This window comes from Arthrobacter gallicola (assembly GCF_014836775.1).
Taxonomy (GTDB): Bacteria; Actinomycetota; Actinomycetes; order Actinomycetales; family Micrococcaceae; genus Arthrobacter_B; species Arthrobacter_B gallicola.
Genome location: NZ_JACSQD010000002.1, coordinates 85,216 through 101,807, shown reverse-complemented (window position 1 = coordinate 101,807; position 16,592 = coordinate 85,216). Strand labels below are relative to the sequence as shown.

The window sequence follows — 16,592 nt, the reverse complement described above, 5'->3', positions numbered from 1 at the left end:
AAGGTTCCTGGGTTATGCTCCCTTATCATGGCTGCACGTAAATCTTCCGTGTTCACCACGGCAACCACCTTCGGACGACTGCTTTCCTTCCTGGGAGTCAGTGTGCTCTGCGGCGTGCTCGTTGCCGGGCTGTTCGTCCCCATGGCCGCGGGCACCGGATCGGCGGCCTCGGCCTCCATCAAGTTCTTCGATGGACTGCCCGCAAGCCTGGAACGGGCCACCCTGGCGACACCCACCAAGATCGTTGCCTCCGACGACTCCCTGATCGCGACCCTCTATGAGGAAAACCGCCAGCCCGTCACCTTTGACCAGATTTCACCCCACATGGTGGACGCGCTCCTGTCTATCGAGGACTACCGCTTCTATGAACACGGCGGTGTTGACGTCGAAGGCATCATGGGTGCACTCGCGAGCAACATTTCCAGCGGAACGAACCGCGGTGCCTCCACCATCACGCAGCAGCTGGTCACCAACGTGCTGATTAACTCCGCCAACGAACGTGGCGAAGAAGCCACTTACAGCGGCAACAAGGGCATTTCCGACAAGATCCGGGAAATCCGGCTGGCCATCGCGGTGGAAAACGAGATGTCCAAGGACGAGATCCTTGAGGGCTACTTCAACATCGTGCAGTTCACCGGCAACACCTACGGCGTGCAGGCAGCCTCGAAGTACCTGTTCAACAAGGACGCCAGGGACCTGAACATCCAGGAAAGCGCGCTGCTCGCGGGGCTGGTGAACGGCCCTGGCATGTACGACCCGCAGACCAACCCCGACGGCGCCCTGGAACGGCGCAACCTGGTGCTCGGCACCATGCTGGAGCACGGCAAGATTGACCAGGCCCAGTTCGACGCCGCTGTGGCCACCGGCCTGGACCTGAACATCACCCCCACCCTGAACGGCTGCGTGGGAGCTGAACAGGCGCCGTACTTCTGCTCCTATGTGGAGCATCTGGTCCTGAACAGCGAAGAGTTCGGCAGTACCGTCGAGGAGCGTGAGTCCGTGCTGTACCGCTCCGGGCTGACCATCAAGACCACTCTGGATCCACAGGTCCAGCAGGCCGCGCAGGCGGCCGTGGACGACACCGCGAACCCGGACACCACCGACGGACAGGTTGGCCACTCCATGGTGAGCCTGGAACCGGGCACCGGCAACATCCTGTCCATGGCCCAGAACACCCGGTACATTCCCGGCGACAACCCCGGCGATTCCGTGCTGAACTTCAACGTTGACCAGTACCAGGACGGTGATCCGACCAAGAGCCTCGGCGGCGTGGGCGGGTTCCAGCCCGGCTCGACGTTCAAGCCCTTCACCGTGGCGGCCTGGGCGGACGCTGGAAAGTCGCTGAACACGCAGCTGGACGGCCGGAAGAAGACCTACCCGCAGGGAGACACCTGGACGGCAAGCTGCCTCGACGGGGGAAGCTACGTAGTGGACGCCGCTAACGGGTACACGCCGCAGAACTACGGTGACACCAACTACGGCGATGCCACCGTGCTCCGCGGCCTGGCCCAGTCCCTGAACACCATCACCATGTCCTCTGCCAAGCAGCTGGACCTGTGCCGAATCATGGAAATTGCCGAATCCATGGGTATCCACAACGGCAAGAGCGCATCCGGGGAAGAGGAATCCCTGCTGGTCACGCCGTCCGCCCTGCTTGGCGGTGTGCAGGACGTCTCCCCGATGGTTATGGCGCAGGCCTTCGCCGGCTTCGCTGCCGAAGGCAATGTCTGCGAGCCCCGCGCCCTGCTTGAGGTCACGGCCGCCAACGGAACCACGTACGAGGTCCCCGAACCCGAGTGCGAGCAGGTCATCAGCAAGGAGACTGCGCGCGCCGTCAACTATGCAACGCAGGAAGTCATGAAAACGGGCTCGGGTTCGCTGCTGAACTACGGCAACCAGCCCATGGCCGGCAAAACCGGCACCAACGACAGCCGTTCCCAGACCTGGTTCATCGGCTACAACTCCGGTATGGCCACGGCCAGCTGGATCGGCAACTGGAAAGCCGGAACCGGCTCGCTGTCCGGTCTGGAAATCGGCGGCAGGACCTATCCGGAAATTGACGGTTCGCTGATTGCCGCTCCTTCCTGGGCCAAGTTCATGCAGCAGGCCGGAGATCTCTATCCGGGTGAACCGTTTGCCAACCCGCCGAGCAACCTGCTGACCAGCCCGAGCCCAAGCCCGAGTGCCAGCCCCTCGGAATCAGATGAGCCCGAGGACGAGGCGAAGGACGCAACTCCCACGGCTACGCCCTCGGTACGTCCCAGTGTGCAGCCCACGCAGCCGGCGCCCGTGCTGCCGTCGTCGGTTCCGGAGCCCAGCCCGAGCACCTCGGCTCCCAAGCCGTCCGCGACCGAGTCCGAGCCCGCAGCGGCACCGACCGCAGCGGGGTAAACAAATCCGGCACCCGCACCAACACTTTTGGCCCCTCGCGACATAAATGCCGGGAGGGGCCATTCGGTTCTCCAGGCTCGGCTAGATTGTCCCTATCGGGGCAGCTCAGCCGCTCTCCGTGCCGTCCGGGTGAACCGGCAGGCCATTGACCTGGGAAGAGCGCATTGACTGTAAACCCGCCGGCCATCTCCGTCCGGGGATTGACCAAAAGATACGGTTCCACCACAGCAGTGGATGACATTTCCTTCGACGTGGAACCGGGCAGTGTCTTTGCGTTCCTGGGGACCAACGGCGCAGGCAAATCCACCACTATCGGCTGCCTGACCACTGTCAATGCGTTCGAAGCGGGCACGGCGGAGGTAGCAGGGTTCAACGTGCGGACCGCCGGGGAGGGTGTGCGCCGGAACATCGGCGTCGTCTTCCAGGAATCGATCCTTGACCCGCTGCTCACCGGCCGGGAAAACCTCCGGGTGCGGGCCCGCTTCTACTCGTCCGACCGCTCCGCCAATGAGGCACGGATCAATGATCTGTCCACGCTGATCGGCCTGGGCGATTTCCTGGACCGCCGCTACGGAACCTATTCCGGCGGGCAGCGCCGCCGCGTGGACATTGCCCGCGCCCTGCTGCATGCGCCGCCGATCATCTTCCTGGACGAACCCACGGCCGGCCTGGACCCGGCCAGCCGTGCAATCGTCTGGTCCACCATCCACGAGCTGCGCGACCGCCACGGGCTCACCGTCTTCCTCACCACGCATTACATGGAGGAAACGGAGGAAGCGGACCGGGTCTGCATCATTGACGCGGGGCGCATCATCGCCGACGGCACCCCCGCGGAGCTCCGCGCCCTGCACAGCTCCAGCATCCTCACCATCACCACAGCCGACCGTCCCGGTCTGGAGGCCCTCGCCGCTGAGCTGGGGGCCGCCGTCAAATCCGCGGAAGGCGCCGTCGTGCGCCTTGGCGTGGAAACTGCGGAAACTGCCCGCCTGATCCTGGTCCGGCACGGAGCCGCCGTCCGGGACTTCGAATTCCGGCACGGCACCATGGACGACGTTTTCCTGGCTTTGACCGGCCGGACCCCTGCCCTGGAAGGAACCCAGGAATGAACGCCATCATGGACCTCACCGCCCGCAATCTGCGGCTCTTCTTCCGGGACCGGCTGGGCGTGTTCTTCTCCCTGGTCTCCGCACTGGTTATCTTCCTGCTCTACACCCTGTTCCTGGGCAACCTCCAGACCGAGGGGCTCGGCCAGTCCTTTCCGCAGGCAACCAGCGCGGAGATCAAGGGCTTTGTGGACAGCTGGATGTTCGCCGGAATCCTGGGCATCACCTCCATTACAACGGCGCTGGGTGCGATGAACGTGTTTGTGGAGGACTCCGGATCCGGGCGGTTCCGCGACTTCCTGGTCTCGCCTATCCAGCGCGGCAAACTGATCCTCGGCTACCTGCTCTCGGCCACCTTGATCTCGCTGATCATGACCGCGCTGGTGTTCATCGTCAGCCTGGTCTACCTGTACACGGTCAGCGACGTGGTTCTGGGGGCTGAGCAGCTGCTGCGGATCTGCGGCTACCTGGTACTTTCCTGCATCGCCTTCGCTGCGCTGAGCGCCTTCGTGGTGTCCTTCATCCGCACCGCGGGTGCCTACTCCGCGCTGTCCACCATTGTGGGCACCGTCCTCGGGTTCCTGGCCGGCTCCTACATTCCGGTGGGCAACTTCCCCGAGGGGGTGCGCACTTTCGTGAGCGCCCTGCCGTTTATGCAGTCCTCCATGCTGCTGCGGCAGGAAATGACCGCTGACACCCTCCCCGCGATGACCGGCGGTCAGGCGGCGGCGACGGCGGAACTGCAGGACGTCTTCGGCATCACCGCGCAGGTGGGGGACTGGCAGGTCGGCACCGGGTACGTGCTCTTCAGCCTCGTGGCAATGGCGGTGCTCTTCACCCTGCTGGCAACGATGCGCATCCGCCGGCGCATCCACGTGCAGGCATAGGGCTGCCGCGGGCTCCTGCGCAGCCCGGGGCTCTGGCAGCGGGGGCTGGTCCGGTTCCACACTGGAGGAACCGGATCACCGCCCGGCCCTCGTCAAGGAGCAGCCATGACACTCGATTCCGTTCTCATCATCGGCTCTGGTCCCGCGGGCTACACCGCCGCGGTTTACGCTGCCCGCGCCGGCCTGGCTCCCCGGGTCATGGCCGGTTCTGTCACGGCTGGCGGCGCGCTGATGAACACCACCGAGGTGGAGAACTTCCCCGGCTTCCCGGATGGAATCCAGGGCCCGGACCTTATGGAGGCACTCCGCCGGCAGGCCGAAAAGTTCGGTGCGGTGGTGGAGCTCGACGACGTCGTCTCAGTGGACCTGTCCGGCCACACCAAGCGGGTGGCCACCGGCGGCGGAACCACGCGGAAAGCCCGCACCGTCATCCTCGCCACCGGCTCCGCCTACAAGGAACTGGGCCTGCCCGAGGAAAAGAAGCTGAATGGCCGGGGCATTTCCTGGTGTGCCACCTGCGACGGCTTCTTCTTCCGGAACCAGGATGTTGCGGTGGTGGGCGGGGGAGACTCGGCCATGGAAGAGGCACTGTTCCTGACCCGGTTTGCCAGGAGCGTGACGGTGGTGGTCCGCCGCAGCGAGCTTCGGGCCTCCCGGATCATGGCCCAGCGCGCCAAATGCCACGATAAGATCAGCTTCGCCTGGAACAGCGAGGTCACCGCGGTCCAGGGCGGGGACAAGGTGACCGGGCTGACCCTGGCGGACACGGTTACGGGCGAAACCCGTGACCTGGCCGTCACCGGCGTCTTCGTGGCGATCGGCCACGTGCCGCGCACCGAGCTGCTGCACGGGCAGGTTGACCTGGATGACGCCGGTTATATCCGCGTCGCGGCGCCCACCACACAGACGAACGTGGACGGGGTTTTCGCCTGCGGCGACGCGGTGGACCACCGCTACCGTCAGGCGATCACCGCCGCCGGCACCGGCTGTTCGGCTGCGCTCGATGCTGAACGCTACCTGGCCGCCGTCCAGGACGCCGATGCCATTGCCACCGCCCTGGTGGAGGGAGCGCTGGACTAGTGAAATGTGGGTCTAAGCCGCGCCGCTGAAAGTCAGGACCAGCAGGGCAATGTTCAGCGCAATCAGCAGGAGCGCGACGACGGCGCCCAGCGCGGTGGTCCACCACCGGTTGCGGTGGATGCCCATGAGGTCTGCACTGGAAGTCAGCCACAGCAGCGGCACCAGCGCGAAGGGTATGCCGAAGGAGAGCACCACCTGGCTCAGGACCAGGGCCCAGGTGGGATCAATGCCCGCTGCGAGAATGGCCAGCGCCGGCAGCAGCGTGACCAGCCGGCGCAGCAGCATCGGGATCCGGATTTTCAGCAGGCCCTGCATGATCTCTGCCCCGGCATAGGCGCCGACTGAGGTGGACGCGAGCCCGGAGGCCAGCAGCCCGAGCGCGAACAGGAACGCGATCCCGCCGCCGAGTGCGCCCTCGATGGCAGCGTGCGCGCCGTCGAGGGTATCCGTGCCGTCGACGCCCTGCAGCGAGGTCGCCGCGAGCAGCAGGATGGCCAGGTTGACCGTGCCGGCCACAGCGAGGGCAATCGTGACGTCCCAGCGGGTAGCCCGAATCAGGGTCGACGTGGTCATGTGCTGGGTCCGGTCGGGGAACCGGTCGCGGGTGAGGGCTGAATGCGCGTAAATGGCGTGCGGCATTACTGTCGCGCCGAGGATGGAGGCGGCCAGGAGCACGGACTCGGCGCCGTCGAACCGGGGAACCAATCCTGCTGCGACGGCTCCCGGTTCCGGCGGGGCGATGAACACGCCGGCGGTGAATCCGATCACGATGATCGCCATCATGGAAACGATCACGTATTCAAAACCGCGGTGCCGTCCGCTGCCCTGCAGGGCCAGCACGGCCATCGACACGGTGCCGGTGATGATGCCACCGGCCAGCAGCGGCAGGTCAAAAAGCAGCCAAAGTGCGACGGCGCCGCCGATCACCTCCGCAACGTCCGTTGCCATAGCCACCAGTTCCGCCTGCAGCCAGTACAACCGCCGGCCGGCGGAGGACCTGACCCGCTGGCCCACCAGTTCCGGCAGGCTCCGCCCGGTGGCGAGTCCCAGTTTGGCCGAGAGGTACTGCACCAGCCAGGCCATGGTGTTGCCGGCGACAACAACCCATACCAGGAGGTAACCAAACCGCGCTCCCGCGGTCATGTTGCTGGCCACGTTCCCGGGATCCAGGTACGCAACTCCGGCCACCAGTGCCGGGCCGAGCAGCCAGGGCAGGCGGGTTTTTGCCGCGCCCCGGTGTGGCGCGGGGGCAGCGTTGGGGGATGCTGCTTTCGGAAGCATATGGCTAAGGTAGCACCGCGAGTTCGGCGTGCCTAAGAGTTTCACACAGGAGTGCGCAACATCTAACGGACTGGTCGTCACCATCACCTTTGGGCTGCCGGACCGCCGTCGAAAGTGTGAGAGCAGCTACCCTGCGGTTTCCGGGCTGCCGCCCTCGACCGCCGGTTCACAGCGGGTGCGGTGCTGCAGCACAACCAGCCAGGCCAGGGCGCCGCCCACCGGCAGCAGAAGGATCACAGCGCACCAGAGTGCCCGCCCTCCACCGGATGCCCCATCGGTGCGGTACAGGCTGAAGAGCGCCCCGGCCGTCAAGGTGAGGACAAGAAGCAGCAGCAGGATGGCTGCGGGAATCCACATCAGAAACTCAGCGGGCATGATTGAACCGGGTGCTTTCGACGGAGGCAAACGGGGGAGGATCCTGGACTAAACCGGAAGGACTGAACCGTTGTCCGGCCGGCACGGTTCCCAGCGTAGGTTTCCGGTGCCGGGGTGCACATCATCCTTGAAGATGAGTTGGTGCGGCTCAGGGGTCATCCCTGCACCTGAGACGCCGGTTCGGGCACGGCTAGAGTTGAAGCATGCCCGCTCCTGCACCCTCTGCGTTTTCCCGCGCCTTCACCCTGGTGATGGCTGCCATCAGCATCCCCATGGCCATCGTTATGCCGCTGTGGATCACCGCCGGCCGGGTGCTGTTCGGTGTGGAGGGCAAGCTCGTCCCGATCTTTGCCCTGACCGCCGGTCCGGTCCTCGCCGTTCTGATGCTCACCGCGGCCGTGAAAATCACCGTTCACGCCAAGGCCCGGCGCCCGTTCGGGGCCCCGCTGAAAACCTCGCTCCTGCTGCTGGGCAACTACCTCCTGGCGGCTGCCTTCGGCTTCTTCGTTCCGGATTTCGGCACACCTGGCAGCGGGTCGGTATTCTCCGGGTTGGCCGGCGAGGACGTCCTGGGGTACTCGGCGGCCCTGGCCAATCCGTTCGGCATCGCTACCCTCTTCATCTCAGTTGTGGTTCTGGTCCGGGCCTTCCGCGATGCTGCGGCTGCCCGGCAGGACCAGGCTTCCGCCCCGGTGCTGACGGTTCCTTAAGCGGAGCGGCCGGCCCCGTGCCGGTCCGCTGTCAATGGTCTAGCGCGCGGGAGCCGCCGGTTGAGGTGAAGCGTCGTAGTAGAAGGCAAAATCGTCGTACGGATCGCGCCAGGCAGAATCGTCCCGGGGAATACGCACGACGGCGGCAGCAGGGACCCAGCGGTTGTGGGCCCGGGCGTCGTCGTCGATCCAATGCACAAGCACATGGGTGCGGGTCCAGGCGGCGGCCTTGCCATCCACCTCGAGTCCGTCCATCCGGCAGCGGATATACGGCTCCCGCCGATAGTGGGCGTGGGATACGCGGGGGGCGGAGGCAGCTGCCTGGGGGTGCGGAGCGGGGCGCGTGGATACTCTCATGCACTCCACTGTCGCTGCCGGCACTGACATTGCTTCCGGGCAGTGCCTGCCGGGTGGAACGGGCTGTCCCGCCTCAGAACAGCGCAGCTGCTAGGAGGCCAGGTCCCGCCATTTCGCGGCCGCACGGGAGCCCAGGGCGGTTCCGCTGTCCTTGACCTTGCGTGGAATCATCCGGATCACCGGCGCCAGGTCCGAGCGGGGGAAACGGGCAGCCTCGGCTGACCGGGGCGGCTGGGCAGGCAGGTCCGGACGGATCACCGTGACCGGCAGGTCGGCTGCGGCGGGAGCCGGGGCGGCGGTCCGGCGGTTCATCAGCAGGTAGGCCAGCGCCACGGGAGCGATCAGCAGGGAGATCAGAGTGAGAGCCCCAACCGCATACAGAGCGAGCATCGCGTAAAACGGGCTGTCGAAAAGCGACGCAACAAACGCAGCACTGCCAAAAAGCAGCCACAGCCAGAACACGCCAACCAGAATCAGGGCCGTACGGGCGCGGCGGTAGAGCATTACCGAGCGGCGGCGCGGCGAAGGCACTCGCGCCTGAGACTCACTGCCCAATTGGAACTCCCCCAGCTAAACGGGACCGGTGATGGTGGACCCTACGGCTGATATTAGTCCTTTTTGGTCCGTAACACTGGCATACACAGGCCACAATGGTGTGTGTCGTTCCAGGAAGGGAAAATCTTGCGTTCCACCCCCGGCCCCGGACTGCTTTTCGTACTGGTCTGTGCCATGGGCGCCGGCCCGGTCATGAACTACGGACTGTCAGCCACAAGCACCCTCATCATGGCTGACCTGGGGATCAGCGAGGCCCAGTTTGGGCTGCTGGCCGCCACCTGCTTCTGCAGTGCGGCGCTGTCCTCCATGTCCCTGGGCAGGCTCAGTGACCGCATTAGCGCCCGGTCCCAGCTGCTCATCATTTTCGGGGGCACCGCACTGGCCCTGACCTTTATGGCTGTGTCGGGAAACTACCTGTGGCTGCTGGCCGCTGTGCTGTTTTCCGGACCGGCGCAGGCCATTTCCAACCCCACCACCAACCGGATCATCATCCACGCCGTGGAACCCGGCAAACGCCCTGGATGGATGGGGATCAAGCAGTCCGGTGTGCAGGCAAGCCAGCTCTTTTCCAGTTTGTTCTTCCCGGCAGCCGCACTGTTTGCCGGGTGGCGCGGTGCCGCCGTCGGAGCGGCCGTGGTCCTGGGCCTGCTGCTGCTCTACTCCTGGAACCGGCTGCCGAAGGAACCGCGCCGTCCGGCCCTGGACAAGGCCAGCCGCGCAGCGGCGGACCGCAGCTTCCCCGCGCCGGTTTGGCTGCTCGCCGCCTTCGCCCTGTTCTCCGGGGCAGGCATGCAGGCCACCAACGTCTATCTGCCGCTGTTCGCCCAGCGGGAGCTCGGGTTCTCCCTGCTGCTGGCGGGAGCCACGGCAGCCGCAGCCGGTGTGGTCGGGGTCGCCTCCCGGGTGCTGTGGGGCCGGCAGATGGCCGAAGGCGTCCGTGCCTCGAGCCTGCTGCTGACCCTGGCAGCCGGGGCAATCTGCGGAGCGGGCCTGCTCCTGGCCGCCGGCGAGACGGGGGTGCCGGCGCTGCTGTGGGCCGGAGTGCTGTTCCACGGGGCTTCGGTCCTGGGCGTCAATGTGGTGGTGATGGCGGGGGTCCTCCGCGAAGTGCCCAAGCAGCGGGTCGGCGCCGCCTCCGGTGCAGTGTCGCTGGGCATGTACGCGGGCTTTGCGCTGGGACCCCTGGTGATGGGCCTGCTGCTGCAGTTTTCCGGCGGGTTCCTGGACGGATGGCTGTTCATCGCCGGCGCGTACCTGCTGTGCATCGGAACCGGGCTGGGCTACCGCCGCCAGGAGGCGCGCAGCGCCGGCGGAACGCAGATTCACAGTTCCCGCACAGCTGTGAACAAGGATCGTGAAAGCCGCCGGGGGGATGATGAACACGGCGCCACGGGCGCCGCTGCGCCAGGCCAGCCGCATCCGGGTGGCTAAGCTGTCCCCGAAGCAGGTTTCCGCGGACCCATTGGAAAGGCTTACATGACCCAGGCCCCTAACAACTTCGCAGCCGATCTGCCCAAGCTCACGCACCCGGACGGCACAGCCATCCGGGCCCTGGTGGTCGACGACGAACCGAACCTCGCTGATCTGATCAGCATGGGGCTGCGGATGACCGGCTGGGAGGTGGCCACCGTCGGAGACGGACGTGCCGCCGTCGCGAAGGCCCGCGAGTTCCGTCCGGATGTGCTGGTGCTGGACGTGATGCTTCCCGAGTTCGACGGCGTTGAGGCCCTCGGAAAGATCCGCAGCTTCGACCCGGACGTTCCTGCCCTCTTCCTGACGGCCAAGGATGCCGTGGAGGACAGGATCGCGGGCCTGGCGGCCGGCGGCGACGATTACGTGACCAAACCGTTCAGCATGCAGGAGGTGCTGCTGCGCCTGCACCGGCTGGTCCAGCGCTCCGGAGCCGCGTCGGCGGACACCTCCGAACTGGTGGTGGGGGACCTGGTGCTCAACCTGGATACCCGGGAAGTCACCCGGGGCGGGGAAGAGATCCAGCTGACGGCTACCCAGTTTGAACTGCTGCACTTCCTGATGGAGAATCCGCGCCGGGTGGTCAGTAAAACCCAGATCCTGGACCGGGTCTGGGACTACGACTTCGGCGGGCAGGCGAACATTGTGGAACTGTACATTTCCTACCTGCGCAAGAAGATCGACGTCGACCGTCCGCCGATGATCCATACCGTCCGCGGAGCCGGATACGTGCTAAAACCGGCAACATGAGCGGCGTGGGCAGCCCGGGAGGGCAGGGGACGGCACTGCCGCGGGCCGCTGCTGGATCACACAGCCCGCCCGGTTCCCAGCCGGGGCAGCCGCGCTGGCAGCGCTGGCTGGAAGGGTGGCGGCTGCGGACCAAGCTCCTGGTCGCCACGCTGGCGCTGCTGCTCCTCACCTGCCTGACGATCGGGTTCTTCAGTCACGCCGTCATGAACGTCTACCTGACCCGGCAGCTGGATCAGGCGTTGATCGGGACCTCGGACCGGGCAGCCGGTTTCCAGTTTCCGCACGGCCGGTTCCCGGACCCGGACCGTGATCCGCTCGATGCCCCGGGCCAGGGCCGGACCGGGACGCTGGGGGTCCGGGTCACGGACGGCGCCGTGGTCAGCGCAGGCGTGGTGCAGCCGGACGGCTCCCGGGCTCCCCTTCAGGAATCCGATCTGCAGGTCATCGCGGCGGTGCCGCCGGTCCGTGAGCCGGTCACCCGGACACTCTCGCTGGGTGAGTACCGGCTGATGGCGCAGCCCCAGCCGGGTTCGGCCGGAACCGTGGTCGTCTCCGGACTGCCGCTGGCGGAAAAAAACAACACTCTCTTCTCCCTCGGGCTGACGATTGCCGGGGTGTCGGCCGCGGGGCTGGCCGTCACCGGGGTGCTCAGCTACCTGATTATCCGGCGGGCCCTGCGGCCCCTGGAGAAGGTCTCTGCCCTGGCCACCCAGGTGGCCACCATGCCGCTGGAATCCGGCGACGTCGACCTGCCGGAGCGTGTGCCGGAGGAACTGACGCACCCGGCCACGGAAGTGGGAAGTGTGGGGCTGGCCGTCAACCGGATGCTGGACAACGTCTCCCACGCGCTGGCCGTGCGCCAGCGCAGCGAAACGCAGGTCCGGCAGTTCGTCGCCGACGCCAGCCACGAGCTGCGGACACCGCTGACATCCATCCGCGGTTACACCGAAATGGTCCGCTTGACGGAGGATCTCAGCGCCAACGGCCAGCAGTCGCTGGGGCGCGTGGAAGCGGAGTCCCGCCGGATGACCGGGCTGGTGGAGGACCTGCTGCTGCTCGCGCGCCTGGATGAAGGCCGCGGTGAGGTGCGTGAGGAAGTGGACCTCACCCAGCTGGTGATTGAATCGGTCAGCGACGCCCGGGTGGCGGCCCAGGACCACAATTGGACCATTTCCCTGCCGGAGGAGCCCGTGATCGTGCAGGGAGACCCCGGCCAGCTGCGGCAGGTCCTGATCAACCTGCTGACCAACGGCAGCCGGCACACCGATCCGGGAACCACGATCAGCACCAGTCTGGCCCCGGCTTCCGGGGGAGGAGCGGTGATCACCGTGGCGGATAACGGTCCCGGCATTCCCCAGGCTTTCCAGGAGCACATCTTCTCCCGCTTCACCCGTGCCGATGCTGCGCGCAGCGGGCGGGCGTCCTCCGGGCTGGGGCTGGCGATCGCCGCTGCGATCGTCAGTGCCCACCATGGGAGCATTCACCTGGAGAGCGAGCCCGGACGCACCGTCTTCACGGTCCGGCTGCCGGCCGGAACGGCCCCGGACCGGGGTGCGTCCAGCCGGCCGCAGTAACCGGTTTATCCTGCAGTGTCCGGTGCCGGAGCTGCGGGTCCCGGAGTCCGGTGCCTGGGACTGTCCGGATTCAGCAGCGAGTGCCGCCGCCCGTAGAACCAGTACAGCGCCATGCCGATGATCAGCCAAATGCCGAACCGGACCCAGGTTTCCCAGTGCAGCTGCAGCATCAGGAAACCGGAGGCCAGAACTCCGAACGCCGGAACCCAGGGCATCAGCGGCAGCCGGAATTCCCGCGGCGCGTCCGGCTGCGTGCGCCGCAGCACGATCACGGCGACGCACACCACCACGAACGCCGCCAGGATGCCGATGTTGGTCAGATCCGCGACCGCCCGGATCGGGAAGAATCCGGCCAGCAGGGCGGAAGCGCCGCCGGCAATCCAGGTCACCCGCTGGGGCGTGCCGCGTGAATCGGTGCCGGCGAACCAGCGGGGGAGCAGTCCGTCGCGGCTCATGGAGAACCAGACCCGGGTGACGCCGAGCAGGAAGGTGAGCATCACGGTCAGGATCGAGATGACGGCGAATGCCGAAATCACCGTGGCGATGATCGGCAGTCCCACGCTCTGGAACGCGGAGGCGAATCCCGCCGTCGGGCTGATCTCCGTGTAGTTCTGCATGCCGGTAAGCACCAGTGTCGCCAGAATGTAGAGCAGCATGGCCACGCCCAGGGAGAGCAGAATGGCTTTGGGCATGTGCTTTTTGCCGTCCGTAGCTTCCTCCGCGGCGGTGCTCATGGCGTCATAACCGAACACCGCGAAGAAGACCGTGGCCGCCCCGGTGAAGACCACACCGAAACCGTTGGGCAGGAACGGGGTGTAGTTGTCCGTGTTCACGAAGAACACCCCGAGCCCGATGATGAACAGGATCAGCAGGACCTTCAGTGCCACCGCCACCAGCTCGAACCGGCCGAAGGTCCTGGTGCCGCGGCTGAGGATGAAGGTGATGAACAGGCAGACGACGACGGCGGGCAGGTTCACCAGGCCGCCTTCGATGACGTCGCCCGTGCCCTGCATCCAGACCGGCACCTCAACGCCGATTCCTGCCATGAATTCGGTGAAGTACCCCGAAATCCCAATGGCGACGACGGCGACAATGGCGGTGTATTCCAGCAGCAGGTCCCAGCCGATGAACCAGCCGATAATCTCTCCGAGCGCCACGTATCCGTAGGTGTAGGCCGAGCCGGCGCGCGGCACCATGCCGGCGAATTCCGCGTAGGACAGGGCTGCCGCGGCGCTGGCCAGCCCTGCCACCAGGAAGGAGATGACGACGGCGGGGCCCACGCCTTCAGAATCCGGTCCGCCGTTGGCTACCAGCCCGGCGAGTGTGAAGATGCCGATTCCGATGATGCCGCCCACGCCGATGGCGGTCAGCTGCCACAGGCCGAGGCTCTTGAAGAGTTTGGTTCCTTCGCCGGTTTCCGCCTCGGTGTCCTCGATCGGCTTGCGCCGGAAGACTGAGCTTTGCTTATCTAACACGGACATATCGGCTCCTTGACCGGATGGGGATGCGTCTGTGCAGTATCAACCGCGATGTGCGGCTTTTGTAACCCCTGACGGCCGGTTATGCGGCGGCTGGGGCGGGAATCGAGCCCTCCCGCTCCCCTAGGAGGTTTCCGTTTTCTCCGCTGTGGGGGCAGCCTTGTCCACGAACTTCAGTCCGATCACGCAGCCAATGATGCCAGCCAGGAAAAGGACCTTCAGCACTCCCGGTTCCTCGCTGCCGGTGGCCATGGCCCACGCCACGGTGAGGACGGCACCAAGCCCGGTCCACACGGCGTAGGCGGTGCTGATCGGGATGAACTTCATGGCGTAGCCGAGCCCGGCCATGGACAGGGCGGCGGCGACAGCGAAGATCACCGAGGGCAGCGGGAGGGTGAACCCGTTCGAAGCTTCCAGGGCGGTAGCCCAGACGGCCTCCAGAACGGCACTGAGAATTAGAACGACCCATGCCATGGCTAAGCCACCACCTTCAGGCCGATAACGCAGCCAATAATGCCCATCAGCAGCACCACCTTCGCCACGGTGGCCTTTTCGCCGCCGAAAGCCATGGCGTAGGCGGCTGTAAGGACGGCGCCGATGCCGACCCAGACGGCGTAGGCGGTGCCGACCGGAATGCTCAGCATGGCCCAGGCGAGTCCTGCCATGCTGGCGGTCAGTGCCAGGACGAAAACGATGCTGGGGAGGGGCTTGCGGAAGTTGTTCGACTTTCCAAGTGCTGTGGCCCAGACGGCCTCAAGCATTCCGGAAGCGATGAGAATGACCCATGCCATTTGCGAGATCCTTTGGCCAGTCTTGTCGCGTGCCGGGTACTGAACCGTCGTCCGGGGGCCGGAGGTGCGGGCCCTGGTTCCAAGGTAGCAAAAAACCATGCTGCGGCGCCGCGGCCCTTGGACCGAGCGGCGCTGGCCTCACTGTTGCCCGTGAACGGCGTCCGCCGGGACGCTGGCGGCCCGGCCGCGGGTGCGGCATTCCGCTTTGATGACCGCGCCCAGCAGGCCCGGGAACCGGGACTCCATGTCGGCGCAGCGCAGGGTGTTGAGGATCGCGGTGCCCTCGTAGCGCTGGGTGATCAGGCCGGCTTCGCGCAGCACCCGGAAGTGATGGGTGGAGGTGGACTTGGAGACGGGAAGTTCGAAGGCGATGCAGGCCTGGTCGTTGTGCCCGGTGGAGAGCTGGGTGATGATCTCCCGGCGGATCGGGTCGGCGAGAGCAGCCAGAACGGTGTCCAGCGAGACAGAGGTGATGTCAGGATGGGCCAGTTCGCGTGCCACGTGTTCCTCCACTGGGTGCGGTGATGTGACTCATCACGAAGTACATCCTCAAATATACCCTGTTGTACGATTGGGATCGTTGTACGACATATGGCGTACTAAGCAACCGTGAAAGGGAGACCCCAGCTGTGACGAATGTGTTCGATCCGATCCAGATTCGGAATGTGGAAATCCCCAACCGTGTATGGATGTCGCCGATGTGCACCTACTCCGCCGCACCCCAGCCGGAGCTGGCCGGCAGACCCAATGACTTCCACTACGCGCACTACACCGCACGCGCCGCCGGCGGTGTGGGACTGGTGCTGGTCGAGGCCACAGGTGTGCTGCCCGAAGGCCGGATCTCCCCGTACGACCTCGGGCTGTGGAACGGCGATCAGGCGGATGGCTTCGCCCGGCTCGCCCGCGGCATCCGCGAGCACGGTGCCGTTCCCGGTATTCAGCTCGCGCATGCCGGACGGAAGGCGTCGGTCGACCGGCCGTGGCTGGGCGGGAAGCCCCTCGAAGAAAACAGCAAGGCCGGCGGTGAAAACTACGGCTGGCAGCCGGTGGGCCCGAGCGCGCTCGCCTTCCCCGGCTCAGCAGTGCCACATGAACTGACCCGTGAGGAAATCGCCGGCCTGCCCGCGGCATTCGCCGAGGCGGCACGCCGTGCGGAGGCTGCCGGGTTCGACGTCGTCGAAATCCACGCCGCCCACGGCTACCTGCTGCACTCCTTCCTGTCTCCGATTACCAACCAGCGGACCGACGAGTACGGCGGGCCGCTGGAGAACCGGGCCAGGATTGTCCTTGAAATTGTCGACGCCGTCCGTGCAGTCTGGCCGGCCGGAAAACCCGTGTTTATGCGTGTCTCCACCACCGACTGGGTGGAAGAAAACCCCCAGGACAACCGCGAATCCTGGACAGTGACACAGACGGTGCAGCTGGCCACCTGGGCCGTTGAGCACGGCGTGGATCTCATCGACGCGTCCTCGGGAGGCCTGGACATTGTCCCCATCCCGCGGGACCAGGACTACCAGACAGCCAAAGCCGCCGTCGTCCGGTCTGAAACCGGTGTGCTGACGGCTGCGGTGGGCCGGATCGATTCCCCGCAGCTCGCCGAGGAACTGGTGACTTCCGGAAAAGCGGACGCGGTGTTTCTCGGCCGCCCGCTGCTGCGCAACCCGTCCTGGGCCAACGAAGCCGCCTTGGAACTGGGCATAAAACCCCGCTACATCGAGCAGTACGCCTACGTCCTGTAGGCCGGGCAGTCAGCAGTCAACAGATGTACCCGCCGTCAGCAACTGGCGGCG

The 16,592-nt window shown here is 66.0% G+C and carries 17 protein-coding genes and 1 riboswitch; of the genes, 9 read left to right on the top strand and 8 right to left on the bottom strand.

Annotated features, from left to right (window positions below; translation table 11 throughout):
* The first annotated feature begins 27 nt into the window (after positions 1-27).
* The 4 genes from H9639_RS04795 (at position 28) to trxB (ending at position 5,461) form a co-directional block, all read left to right on the top strand.
* Positions 28-2,391 (top strand): transglycosylase domain-containing protein, encoded by a 2,364-nt coding sequence (locus tag H9639_RS04795; protein WP_191807003.1) that lies wholly within the window; start codon positions 28-30, stop codon positions 2,389-2,391.
* 164 nt (positions 2,392-2,555) lie between these two features.
* Positions 2,556-3,497: an ABC transporter ATP-binding protein gene (locus H9639_RS04790; protein ID WP_191807002.1), complete on the top strand. Its 942-nt coding sequence runs from the start codon at positions 2,556-2,558 to the stop codon at positions 3,495-3,497.
* A complete protein-coding gene (locus H9639_RS04785; RefSeq protein ID WP_191807001.1) occupies positions 3,494-4,381 on the top strand; it encodes an ABC transporter permease in 888 nt (295 codons plus the stop codon). The genes H9639_RS04790 and H9639_RS04785 overlap by 4 nt, the downstream gene beginning before the upstream one ends.
* Before the next feature lie 105 nt (positions 4,382-4,486).
* Entirely contained in the window at positions 4,487-5,461 is a 975-nt protein-coding gene (trxB, locus tag H9639_RS04780; RefSeq protein ID WP_191807000.1) for a thioredoxin-disulfide reductase, read from the top strand.
* Positions 5,462-5,473: 12 nt separating this feature from the next.
* On the opposite strand, the gene H9639_RS04775 is transcribed toward trxB, so the two are convergent.
* Together H9639_RS04775 and H9639_RS04770 are read right to left on the bottom strand one after the other, a co-directional pair.
* Positions 5,474-6,742: an Nramp family divalent metal transporter gene (locus H9639_RS04775; protein WP_191806999.1), complete on the bottom strand. Its 1,269-nt coding sequence runs from the start codon at positions 6,740-6,742 to the stop codon at positions 5,474-5,476.
* A 126-nt stretch (positions 6,743-6,868) separates the two neighbouring features.
* The gene (locus H9639_RS04770; RefSeq protein ID WP_191806998.1) at positions 6,869-7,117 is read right to left on the bottom strand and encodes a PLDc N-terminal domain-containing protein; all 249 of its coding nucleotides are present in this window, start codon (positions 7,115-7,117) and stop codon (positions 6,869-6,871) included.
* A gap of 203 nt (positions 7,118-7,320) precedes the next feature.
* Here H9639_RS04770 and H9639_RS04765 point away from each other — a divergent pair, with 203 nt between their 5' ends.
* Positions 7,321-7,827, top strand: a complete 507-nt coding sequence (locus tag H9639_RS04765) for a hypothetical protein (protein WP_191806997.1) — start codon at positions 7,321-7,323, stop codon at positions 7,825-7,827.
* Positions 7,828-7,866: 39 nt separating this feature from the next.
* On the opposite strand, the gene H9639_RS04760 is transcribed toward H9639_RS04765, so the two are convergent.
* Both H9639_RS04760 and H9639_RS04755 read right to left on the bottom strand, forming a co-directional pair.
* Positions 7,867-8,184: a hypothetical protein gene (locus H9639_RS04760; RefSeq protein WP_191806996.1), complete on the bottom strand. Its 318-nt coding sequence runs from the start codon at positions 8,182-8,184 to the stop codon at positions 7,867-7,869.
* Between the two features lie 90 nt (positions 8,185-8,274).
* Entirely contained in the window at positions 8,275-8,715 is a 441-nt protein-coding gene (locus H9639_RS04755) for a hypothetical protein (RefSeq protein ID WP_191806995.1), read from the bottom strand.
* Between the two features lie 150 nt (positions 8,716-8,865).
* Between H9639_RS04755 and H9639_RS04750 the strand changes: the two genes are divergently transcribed.
* The 3 genes from H9639_RS04750 to H9639_RS04740 are packed head-to-tail and all read left to right on the top strand — an operon-like array spanning position 8,866 to position 12,533.
* Positions 8,866-10,170, top strand: coding sequence for an MFS transporter (locus tag H9639_RS04750; protein WP_225219238.1), 1,305 nt, complete (start codon positions 8,866-8,868; stop codon positions 10,168-10,170).
* 45 nt (positions 10,171-10,215) lie between these two features.
* The gene (locus H9639_RS04745) at positions 10,216-10,959 is read left to right on the top strand and encodes a response regulator transcription factor (RefSeq protein ID WP_191806994.1); all 744 of its coding nucleotides are present in this window, start codon (positions 10,216-10,218) and stop codon (positions 10,957-10,959) included.
* Entirely contained in the window at positions 10,956-12,533 is a 1,578-nt protein-coding gene (locus tag H9639_RS04740) for a sensor histidine kinase (RefSeq protein WP_191806993.1), read from the top strand. The genes H9639_RS04745 and H9639_RS04740 overlap by 4 nt, the downstream gene beginning before the upstream one ends.
* Positions 12,534-12,538: 5 nt before the next feature.
* Here H9639_RS04740 and H9639_RS04735 read toward each other — a convergent pair whose 3' ends face one another.
* The 4 genes from H9639_RS04735 to H9639_RS04720 all read right to left on the bottom strand — a co-directional run bounded on the left by H9639_RS04735 (position 12,539) and on the right by H9639_RS04720 (position 15,303).
* The gene (locus H9639_RS04735; protein ID WP_191806992.1) at positions 12,539-14,014 is read right to left on the bottom strand and encodes an amino acid permease; all 1,476 of its coding nucleotides are present in this window, start codon (positions 14,012-14,014) and stop codon (positions 12,539-12,541) included.
* 120 nt (positions 14,015-14,134) lie between these two features.
* Entirely contained in the window at positions 14,135-14,485 is a 351-nt protein-coding gene (locus tag H9639_RS04730) for a DMT family transporter (protein WP_191806991.1), read from the bottom strand.
* A 2-nt stretch (positions 14,486-14,487) separates the two neighbouring features.
* The gene (locus tag H9639_RS04725) at positions 14,488-14,802 is read right to left on the bottom strand and encodes a DMT family transporter (protein WP_191806990.1); all 315 of its coding nucleotides are present in this window, start codon (positions 14,800-14,802) and stop codon (positions 14,488-14,490) included.
* Positions 14,803-14,813: 11 nt separating this feature from the next.
* Positions 14,814-14,879, bottom strand: a riboswitch (guanidine-III (ykkC-III) riboswitch).
* A gap of 61 nt (positions 14,880-14,940) precedes the next feature.
* Positions 14,941-15,303, bottom strand: coding sequence for an ArsR/SmtB family transcription factor (locus H9639_RS04720; protein WP_191806989.1), 363 nt, complete (start codon positions 15,301-15,303; stop codon positions 14,941-14,943).
* 128 nt (positions 15,304-15,431) lie between these two features.
* On the opposite strand from H9639_RS04720, the gene H9639_RS04715 reads away from it, so the two are divergent.
* Positions 15,432-16,541 carry an NADH:flavin oxidoreductase/NADH oxidase gene (locus H9639_RS04715; protein ID WP_191806988.1) on the top strand — a complete coding sequence of 370 codons (1,110 nt, stop codon included), beginning with the start codon at positions 15,432-15,434 and terminating at the stop codon, positions 16,539-16,541.
* Positions 16,542-16,592: the final 51 nt, after the last annotated feature.